The 9,659-nt window shown below is 64.1% G+C and carries 6 protein-coding genes; 1 reads left to right on the top strand and 5 read right to left on the bottom strand.

Annotated features, from left to right (window positions below; translation table 11 throughout):
- Positions 1–10: 10 nt before the first annotated feature.
- The 5 genes from FJ548_RS15490 to FJ548_RS15510 form a co-directional block, all read right to left on the bottom strand.
- Positions 11–1,450 (bottom strand): MFS transporter, encoded by a 1,440-nt coding sequence (locus FJ548_RS15490; RefSeq protein ID WP_140778301.1) that lies wholly within the window; start codon positions 1,448–1,450, stop codon positions 11–13.
- A 176-nt stretch (positions 1,451–1,626) separates the two neighbouring features.
- Positions 1,627–2,214, bottom strand: a complete 588-nt coding sequence (locus FJ548_RS15495) for a sarcosine oxidase subunit gamma (protein WP_140612350.1) — start codon at positions 2,212–2,214, stop codon at positions 1,627–1,629.
- Positions 2,207–5,230 (bottom strand): sarcosine oxidase subunit alpha, encoded by a 3,024-nt coding sequence (locus tag FJ548_RS15500; protein ID WP_140778302.1) that lies wholly within the window; start codon positions 5,228–5,230, stop codon positions 2,207–2,209. The genes FJ548_RS15495 and FJ548_RS15500 overlap by 8 nt, the downstream gene beginning before the upstream one ends.
- Positions 5,227–5,523 (bottom strand): sarcosine oxidase subunit delta, encoded by a 297-nt coding sequence (locus FJ548_RS15505; RefSeq protein ID WP_140612346.1) that lies wholly within the window; start codon positions 5,521–5,523, stop codon positions 5,227–5,229. The genes FJ548_RS15500 and FJ548_RS15505 overlap by 4 nt, the downstream gene beginning before the upstream one ends.
- A gap of 24 nt (positions 5,524–5,547) precedes the next feature.
- Positions 5,548–6,807 carry a sarcosine oxidase subunit beta gene (locus tag FJ548_RS15510; protein WP_140778303.1) on the bottom strand — a complete coding sequence of 420 codons (1,260 nt, stop codon included), beginning with the start codon at positions 6,805–6,807 and terminating at the stop codon, positions 5,548–5,550.
- Between the two features lie 213 nt (positions 6,808–7,020).
- Between FJ548_RS15510 and FJ548_RS15515 the strand changes: the two genes are divergently transcribed.
- Positions 7,021–9,585 carry a mechanosensitive ion channel family protein gene (locus tag FJ548_RS15515; RefSeq protein ID WP_140778304.1) on the top strand — a complete coding sequence of 855 codons (2,565 nt, stop codon included), beginning with the start codon at positions 7,021–7,023 and terminating at the stop codon, positions 9,583–9,585.
- The last annotated feature ends 74 nt before the right edge of the window (positions 9,586–9,659 follow it).

Genomic DNA, 9,659 nt, shown 5'->3' on the forward strand with positions numbered 1-9,659 from the left:
GGCTTGTGGTCTACTCGTTCATCTGCATGCCATGCCCGCTGACATGGGCACCGTCCTGCGGCGTCAGCTTGAGATAGGCGAGCAGCGCGCAGAGCGTGATGACGCCCTCGATCATAAAGAGAATCCGGAAATCGCTGGCGACGGCCGCGCCGCCGCCGGCGAGGAATGACAGCATGGCAGCAGCGAGACCGACGCTAATGGCGACCGCCAGCTGCCACAGGATGTAATAGAGCGCGCTGAAGCGGGCGAGCTGTTCGGGCGCGATGTCGGAATAGGCGAGGTTGCCGGTCGATGCCCATTGCACGGAGCGTAACACGCCGAAGACAAAGATGTAGGTCAGCGTGATCCACACCGGCGTCGTCGCCTGCAGCAAGGCAAAGCCCGCGACCATCGCGGCGACCACGGGCGTGTTGAAGACCAGCACGCGGCGGAAGCCGAAGCGATTGAGAAGGCGCGGCATGAAGAACCGCATGACCACCGATCCGACCGCCGCGACGAAGGTCAGCGATCCCGCCTGCACCGCGCTCATGCCGAAGCCGAGCTGGAACATCAGTGGCAGCAGGAAGACGACGGAGCTGAGGCCGATCGTATCCAGACCGCCGCCGGTGAGGAATGAAATGCGGAAGGTGCGGATGCGCAGGAGCTTGAGATCGAGCAGAGGATTGCGCACGCGCAGGCAGTAGAACGAGGCGGCCGTCAGAATGACGACGGCCAGCACAAGCTCAACCGCGATCATGCTTCCGGCTACGTCCTTCGCCGCCAGCGAGTCCATGCCGAAGACCAGCAGGACCATGCCGCTGCCGACCAGCAGAAAACCCGGAAAATCGAAGGGCGTGCGCACCGGCTTGGTCATGGTGGGAAACAGCGAGGCGGCAAGCACGGCCGCCGTTAGCGCGAAGGGCACGTTGATGAAGAAGATCCAGCGCCAGGAAATGTAAGTGGTCAGCGCGCCGCCGACGAGCGGACCGACCAACGGTCCGGACTGGCCGGCCAGCGAGATATACATGTTGATCTTCAACGTCCGGCTGCGCGGAAAGGTCGACAGGATGACGACCTGGCCGAGCGTACCCATCAGCGCGCCACCGAAGCCCTGCAACGCGCGGGCGCCGACCAGCATCCAGATGTCGTTCGAGAGCCCGCACAGGGCCGACGAGGCGGCGAACACCAGCAAGGCGAAGCAGTAGACATTGCGCAGGCCGAAGCGGTCGGCGGCCCAGCCGCCGAGCGGCATTGAGATGATCAGGCTGGCGACATAGACGGTGATCAGCAGACCGAGCTGGCTGGGTGGACGAGCGAGGCTTTCGCCGATGCCGGGCAGTGCCGTCACCACGACATTCTGATCGAGGCTGGTCATGAACACGCCGCAGGCGACCGTCAGCGGCAGCAGGAGTAAGGCTCTGGCCGACACATCGGCGCGATCCGTGGCGCCGGCGGATATTTCAGCAGTCATGGGGAGATTCGAACCAAACGAATGCGCCGACTCTGAGACGGGATTTTCATGTCCCTTTGACCGGTTGGACGGCCACGTTTTGACATCATGGGCGCCCGCGGCGGGATTCTCTAGCGGCAGAACCGGCTGGCCTTGAGGCCAGAAGCCGCGACTAAGCGGCGGTCCGGCCACATCATCTATTGCACTTCGTAACCGACTTCCTCGCTGGCATGGCAAAGCGCCTTCCAGAACGAACGCGCGAAGGAGCGGAAGACATAGATGTCGAACTGATCGGCGCCGGTGCGCTGGATCTGGGCGAAGACATCGTGGTGGGCAGTCGAGCGGCCCGCGCCTATGGGGAAGGCCGGCAGTGCGAAATCGATGGCGAAGAACTTCGCCAGCACCCATTCGGCCTTCGGACCGGCAAGGCGAATCGCCGTGCGGCCATGCGACAGGTCCGTCACCGTGCCGATGTCCGGCATCACCACCTTGGCAAAGGCCGCGGCCAGCCCTTCGGCCTCATCGACAACCGTGAACTTTCCTGGCGCGAAGCCGAATACCGATTTCACGCCGTTACTCAGACCGCCGCCGGCGCCATCAGGCAGCGCAAGCCCGGTGACGGCGTCGATGGCTGCCATCAGTCTCTTCTCCTCGCCCGGCCATGCGGCGAGCTGCACGATCGAGCCCGGGCTCGTTTCGGTCAGGAGGATCTCGACGCCATGTTCGAAATTGCCATGCGAGCCGACGTGAAACTCCGGCTCGAGGGGGGATTGGCGCTCAACCATGCATGCGGGTCCCTTCCGGATCGTAGAAATGGTTGGAGACGATCTCCACCGGCCCGAAGCGGTTGCGCAGGGGATCGGAGACGTGGGCACGCGTGCCGTGCCTGGCCTTGCCGCCCTTGACCAGCGCCAGTGCGATATGCTTGCCGAGCGCCGGCGAGTAGCAACAGGCGGTGATGTGGCCGATCGAGCCGTGCGGATTGGCTTCGTCGATCTCCTCGACAATGTGCGAACCGCCATTGAGCGCCCGGTTGTCGAGCGCGATCAGGCCGACCAATTCCAGACGGTCGGACGCGACGAGGCCTTCACGGTCCATCATCGCCGATCCGATGAACGGTTTCTTCTTCGACAACGTCCAGTCGAGATGCAGGTCGCGCGCCGTGGTGCGGCCGTCGATCTCGGCGCCGGTGACATGGCCCTTCTCGATGCGCATCGTGCCCAGCGCCTCGAGCCCGTAGGTGACCAGCCCGAACGGCTTGCCGGCCTCGATCAGCGCCTCCCAGACCTGCGTGCCGTGGCCGGCGCCGCAATAGACCTCGAAGGCCATTTCACCGGAGAAAGATAGCCGGCAAATCATCACCGGCACGCCTGCTATCTCGCCGTGGACGATGCCCATGAAAGGCAAGGCGGCGTTGTCGACCGATGTGCCGGTGACGCAGGCGGCCAGAATCTGCCGGGCCTTCGGCCCGCCGATCGCAGCGCCGGCCCATTCGTCGGTCACCGAGGTGACGTGGACCTTCAGTTCCGGCCAGATCACATCGAGGAAATACTCCAGATGCTGCATCACCTTACCGGCATTGGCCGTCGTGGTTATCATCAGGAAATCCTGTTCGCCGAGCCGCCAGGTGGTACCGTCGTCGAAGGCAAAACCATCCTCGCGCAGCATCAGCCCGTAGCGGGCCTTGCCGACGGCGAGCGTCGAGAACATGTTGGTGTAGACGCGGTCGAGGAACGCGGCGGCGTCGGGGCCCTGGACCGCGATCTTGCCCAGCGTCGAGACGTCGACGATGCCGGCGCTTTCGCGCGTCGCCCTGGCCTCGCGCACATAGGCCTGCTCGACCGTTTCGCCTGAAAGCCCGTAGATCATCGGCCGGTACCAGAGGCCGGCGGAATAGAGGGTTGCGCCATTTTCGACATGCCAGTCGTGCATCGGCGTCAGCCGTTCGGGCTTCAGGTCGCCAAAGCGCTCCGCCGCCAGCGAACCGATCGAGACCGGCGCGAAGGGCGGCCGGAAACGGGTCGTGCCGACTTCCGGGATCGGCTTGCCCAGCGCCTCGGCCATGATAGCGAGGCCGGGAACGTTGGAGCTCTTGCCTTGGTCGGTCGCCATGCCAAGCGTGGTGTAGCGCTTAAGATGCTCGACCGAGACAAAGCCTTCGCGATGCGCCAGCCGGACATCCTCCGCCGTCACGTCGTGCTGGAAGTCGACAAAGCTCTTGCCCCTGGCCCTGATCTCGAACACCGGCGCCGGATCGGGGTCGCCGGGTACGGCTTCGACAGAGGGCAAGGCCGCCGGAGTGCCGGTTCCACCGGCTGCCGCGAGGCCGGCGGCGCGGCCTTCGGCGATCGCCTCGACGGTGGAAAAACTGCCGGTGAAGGCGCCGGCTCCGGTCCACTGCTGTGTTGGCCACTGCTGTGTCGGCGATTGCTGCGTTGGCTTCGGCGGCAGGAAGGCTTGCCGCGCGGCATCCCATTCCGCTTTCGCACCGGCCTGGCTGGCCAGATGGATGGTCGGCGACCAGCCGCCCGACATCAGCAGGCAGTCGGCATGGATGCTGCGCGCATCGCCGGTGAGCGCGCCGGTAACCATGTCGAAGCGCTGAACCTTGATGCCTGACAGCGCCTTGCCGCCCTCGGTGGCGACGACGGCGTGGCCGGTAAAGATTTCGGCCTCGGCTTCCGTGGCGAGGCTGCGCATCTCAGCCGAAAGTTCGGGCCTGACGTCGACGACGGCAACGATCGCGGCCCCCGCTTTCTTCAGGGCGACGGCAGCGCGATAGGCGCTGTCATTGTTGGTGAACAGCGCGATCCGCTCGCCCGGCAGTACGCCGAATTCGTTGGCATAGCGTTGCGCCGCATGCGCCAGCATCACGCCCGGCCTGTCATTGCCCGGGAAAACCAATGGGCGCTCGAAGGCGCCGGTGGCCAGCACCACGGATTTGGGGCGGATCGCCCAATAGCGATGGCGCGGCTCGCCCTTGGCCGGCTGTTCCTTGTGGTCGCTGACCCGCTCGAGCGCGGCAAGCGTGTTGTTGTCGTAGTAGCCCCAGACCGTGGTGCGCGGCAGAAGCCGGACATTGTCCCGGCCTTCAAGCTGGGCAACGGTGCGCCGCACCCAATCGGTTGCCGGCGCGCCGTCGATGGTTTCATCGGACCAGTTGGCCGAACCGCCGAAACGCGGCTCGAGATCGGCCAGGATGACGCGGGCGCCATTATCGGCGGCGGCTTTGGCGGCCATCAGGCCGGCGGGGCCGGAGCCGACCACCAGCACGTCGCAAAAAGCGTTCATACGCTCGTAGCGGGCCGGGTCCTTCGCCGATCCGGCGCTGCCGAGGCCGGCGGCGCGGCGAATGAAGTGCTCGCAGAACATCCAGAAACGCGTGCCCTTCAGCGGGCCGAACACCGGTCCCATGAAGGTCTTGTAGTAGAAGCCGGCCGACAGGATCTTGCCGCCGAGCTGGTTGACGGCATGGATGTCCCAGGCGAGCGACGGGAAGCGGTTCTGGCTGACGGCGACCAGCCCATCATGGATCTCGACCATGGTCGCCGGAATGTTGGGCTCGCGAACCTCGCCTTTCAGCACCGTCACCAGCGCATTGGGTTCCTCGACGCCGGCGGTGAGCAGGCCGCGCGGGCGGTGGTATTTGAACGAGCGCCCGAACAGGGTGACGCCCTTGGCCAGCAGCGCGGACGCCAGCGTGTCGCCGGCATGGCCGGTATAGGCGACGCCGTCGAAGGTGAAGCGGATGGTCTTCAGCCGGTCGATGCGGCCGCCAGTGTCCGTGCGGCGCGGGCTCATGATTTGTCTTCCGCCTTGTGACGCGAGGCCGAACCATGGTCGCCGCGCGCGAAGGCGACGCTCGAAATCTCATGGGTCAGCGTGTTGCGCACGACCCGCAGATGCGCCCGGCAACCGCCGGAATGCTGCCAGATCTCGTTGTGGTCGCCAGCCGGGTTCAGCCGGTCATAGACATAGGCATTCCACGCCTCGAAATTCTGCGAGGCGGGGTCGGGACGCTCGCGGTTGCCGTCACCCTGATAGGTGAACTCGATGACGTCGCGCGGGCCGCAATAGGGACAGGTGATCAGCACGGTATATTCCTGATGAAGCCTTGCTTAATGAAGTCGAGGGTTGGCGCCCTGACCCTTGTCGTCGATCACCAGGCCGCGATGGAAGCGGTCGAGCGTGAAGGCGGCATTGAAGTCGTGCGGTTCGTCCTTGACGATGGTCCAGGCAAAGCACCAGCCTGAGGCCGGCGTCGCCTTGAAGCCGCCATAGCACCAGCCGCAATTGAGATACATGCCGGGCAGGGGGCCGGTGGTGATGATCGGCGAACCGTCCATCGACATGTCGCAGACGCCGCCCCAGGAGCGCAGCATGCGCACGCGGGCGAGACCCGGAAACAGCGCCAGCATCTCGCTCATCACCTCATCGACGATGGGCAGGTTGCCGCGCTGGGCGTAGCTGTTGTAGCCATCGATGTCGCCGCCATAGACAAGGCCGCCCTTGTCGGACTGCGACATGTAGAAATGACCCATGCCGAAGGTCACGACGGTATCGATGAAGGGCTTCAGCGATTCGGTGACGAAGGCCTGCAGCACGTGGCTCTCGATCGGCATCGTCTCGACGCCGGCCAGCTGCATGACGCGTCCGGTGCTGCCGGCCACCGCGACCGCCACCTTCTTGGCCCTGATATCGCCACGCGATGTGGTGACGCCGGTTATGCGGTCGCCGTCGCGCAGGAAGCCGGTGACTTCGCAATTCTCGATGATGTCGACGCCGCGCCGGTCGGCGCCGCGCGCATAGCCCCAGGCCACGGCGTCGTGACGGGCGGTGCCGGCGCGCCGTTGCATCAGGCCGCCGACCACCGGAAACCGCGCCTCATTGGAGATATCGAGCGCCGGGATCAGGCGTTTGATCTCGGCCGGCGTCATCAGTTCGGCATCGACGCCGAGATGGCGCATGGCATTGCCGCGCCTCGCATAGTCGTCGAACTGGGCCGGCGTGTGGGCCAGGTTCAAGCAGCCGCGTTGCGAGAACATGACATTGTAATTGAGTTCGTGCGACAGGTCCTCCCACAGCTTCATCGAGTGTTCGTAGAAGCGTGTGTTGGCCGGCAGCAGATAGTTCGAGCGCACGGCCGTCGTGTTGCGGCCGACATTGCCGGAGCCGAGCCAGCCCTTTTCCAGCACCGCGACATTGGTGATGCCGTGTTCCTTGGCAAGATAATAGGCGGTCGACAGGCCATGCCCGCCGCCACCGATGATGATGACATCATAGGAAGCTTTCGGGTCCGGCTTGCGCCAGGCCGGCTTCCAGTCCTTGTTTCCCTTGAGCGCATTCGCGAGCAGCGAAAAGGCCGAGTACTCTGCCATTATTGTCATCCGGTTCGGGCGATGCGGCAGACTATAGAGCAGGCCGCAAGCGCAAAGCCAATATTGCGCCATTGCCTTTCGACTGGCCGACTCAAGAATCGGCGATCGGGCGGAAACAGGGGGCGGATGCGACAGCTTGCTCCATGATATGGCCGTCTTTATCAAGGACGGGCTCTTCAAATGCCTTTGCCGCCCGTGAGTCGCCAAGAAATCATGCTTTTCCGATTGTTCCGCCTGATTCTGGTCTGCGCGCTTGTCGCATCAGCGCCGCTCGGCGCCATCGCCCAGGTGGCAGGTCAGGCTCCCGCGACGCCAGGGGCCAGCCAGGCTCCCGCGACGCCAGGGGCCGGCCAGGCTCCCGTAGCGCAGAGTGGCAGCCCGGCCCCCCCGGGACTGATCGCCGATCAGCAGAAGATGATCAAGGACCTGACGGCAAAAACCGATGGTCTCGAGAAGAAGATTCAGCAGGACGGTGAGGAGGATTCAAGTCTCGTCGATATCCGCCTGCAGCTTGAGGAACTGTCCCGCGAGTCGCTCAATACCGCGCTTGCCTTCCGCACGCGCCTTGCCGAGATCAACGCCAGAGTTCAGCAACTCGGCCCGGTGTCCGCCGCGGGCCAGCCGCCCGAGCCCGATATCGTGAGCGCCGAACGCCAGGCGCTGACGTCGGAAAAGGCCGAGATCAACGCTGTCATTTCGCAAGCCCAGGCCCTGTCGATCCGCATCAGCGGGCTGATCGACCAGATCGGCAATATGCGCAGCGCGCTGTTCCGCAATCTTTTGACGAAGCGCTATGTGCTGTCGGACGCGCTGAGCCCGCAGGTCTTTTCGGACGCCCGCGACGAGTTCGGCAATTTCTACAAGGCGGTGTCTTCCTGGCTGAGCTTCGCCTTCAAGTTCAAGTTCCAGGCCATTCTTGCGGCGACCTTCGTCGCGCTCGGCTTGGCCCTGGTGCTGCTGGTCGGCGGCAGGCGTCTGTTCGGGCGGGTGTTCGAAGCTGACCCCACTAACGAGGATCCGTCCTATCTCAGCCGCCTCTCGGTTGCCTTCTGGTCGACCCTGCTGCCCACGCTTGCGGTCGGCGCCTTTCTTGGGTCGACGATCTTCTTCTTTAATTATTACAACGTGTTGCGCGGCGATATCGGACTCTTTCTGAATGCGCTGGCGAGCGTCATCGGCGTGGTGTTCTGCGTCAACCGGCTGACCAATGCGGCTCTGTCGCCGCGCCTGCCGAACTGGCGCCTCATTCCGGTCGAAACAGGGCCGGCACGCTGGCTGGTGCGCCTGGCCACGGCAATGGCCGTGGTCATCAGCTTCAACACCTTCCTGTCGATCGTGAACGACAAGATGGGCTCGCCACTGTCGCTGACTATTGCCCGCAGTTTCCTCGCAACCATTATCGTCGGCGTCATCCTGATCCTGATGGCGATGCTGCGGCCGTTCAAGGCGCGCGACGGAAGCTGGCGGCCGTGGCCGGCATGGCTGCGCTACCTGGCGCTGTCACTCGGCCTTTTCACCATCATCGCCGCCTTGCTCGGCTATATCGGCCTTGCGCTGTTCGTCTCGCTGCAGGTCGTGGTCACCGGCACCGCGCTCATTACCGCTTATATCGGCTTCCTGTCGGCGCAGGCGATCGGCGAGGAGGGCGCTTTCGCCAACACCACTGTCGGGCGCTGGCTGTCGGTCAACTCCAGCTATGAAGACACCGCACTCGACCAGCTTGGCCTCGTGGTCAGCGTCGCCATCAATCTGATGATCGTGCTGGTGTTCCTGCCGCTGATCCTGCTGATGTGGGGGTTCCAGCTGGGCGATATCCAGGCCTGGGCCTACAGGCTGGCGACGGGGATCACCATCGGTTCGGTGACGATTTCGCTCACCGGCATCCTCTCCGGTGTCGTCGTCTTCATCATCGGCTATTTCCTGACGCGCTGGTTCCAGGGCTGGCTCGACGGTTCGGTGATGGCGCGCGGCAAGGTCGATACCGGGGTGCGCAACTCGATCCGGCTGGCGGTCGGCTATGCCGGCGTGGCGCTGGCGGCACTCGTCGGCATCTCGGCCGCCGGCATAGATCTCTCCAGCCTGGCGCTGGTCGCCGGCGCTCTTTCCCTTGGTATCGGCTTTGGCTTGCAGAATGTGGTGTCCAACTTCGTTTCCGGCCTCATCCTGCTGGCCGAGCGGCCGTTCAAGGTCGGCGACTGGATCGTCGCCGGCGACGTCAGCGGCACGGTCAAGAAGATCAGCGTCCGCGCCACCGAGATCGAAACCTTCCAGCGGCAGTCGGTGATCCTGCCCAATTCGAACCTGATCAACAACGCTGTCGGCAACTGGACGCACCGCAACAAGCTCGGCCGCATCGACATCAAGATCGGAGTCGCCTATGGCAGCGACGTCAAGCAGGTCCATGCCGTCCTGCTCGAGATCGCGCGCAGCCATCCGCTGGTGCTGAAGAACCCCGAACCTTTCGTGCTGTTTTCCAATTTCGGCGCGGCCGCGCTCGAATTCGAAATCAGGGTTTTCCTGGCCGATGTGATGAATGGCAACATTGTGCAGAACGACGTCCGCTTCGCCGTGCTCGAGAAATTCGACGACCAGCATATCGAAATCCCTTCGACGCCGCGAGCCGTCGTCGAGACCAAGCACGCGAAGGCTTGGCCGATTGACGACGACAAGATCGAAGCCGATTTCATAGAGCAGGAACAGGCGAAGACAGAGGCCGCGGCCGAGGCGAAACGAGCCGCCAAATCAGGACGCAAGGCGCGCAAGCCCGATCCCGACTAGAGCATAATCTGACCTGACGGAATCGCGAGGGATTCCCATCGGCGAGAATATCTGATTCATCATGTCTGCTGGAT

The organism is Mesorhizobium sp. B2-4-17 (assembly GCF_006441275.1).
In the GTDB taxonomy this organism is placed as follows: domain Bacteria; phylum Pseudomonadota; class Alphaproteobacteria; order Rhizobiales; family Rhizobiaceae; genus Mesorhizobium.

Excerpts from the sequence above, each read along its gene's own strand:
- FJ548_RS15490 (WP_140778301.1), bottom strand. The coding sequence starts at position 1,450 with ATGACTGCTGAAATATCCGCCGGCGCCACGGATCGCGCCGATGTGTCG.
- FJ548_RS15515 (WP_140778304.1), top strand. The coding sequence starts at position 7,021 with ATGCTTTTCCGATTGTTCCGCCTGATTCTGGTCTGCGCGCTTGTCGCA.
- FJ548_RS15510 (WP_140778303.1), bottom strand. The coding sequence starts at position 6,807 with ATGGCAGAGTACTCGGCCTTTTCGCTGCTCGCGAATGCGCTCAAGGGA.
- FJ548_RS15495 (WP_140612350.1), bottom strand. The coding sequence starts at position 2,214 with ATGGTTGAGCGCCAATCCCCCCTCGAGCCGGAGTTTCACGTCGGCTCG.
- FJ548_RS15500 (WP_140778302.1), bottom strand. The coding sequence starts at position 5,230 with ATGAGCCCGCGCCGCACGGACACTGGCGGCCGCATCGACCGGCTGAAG.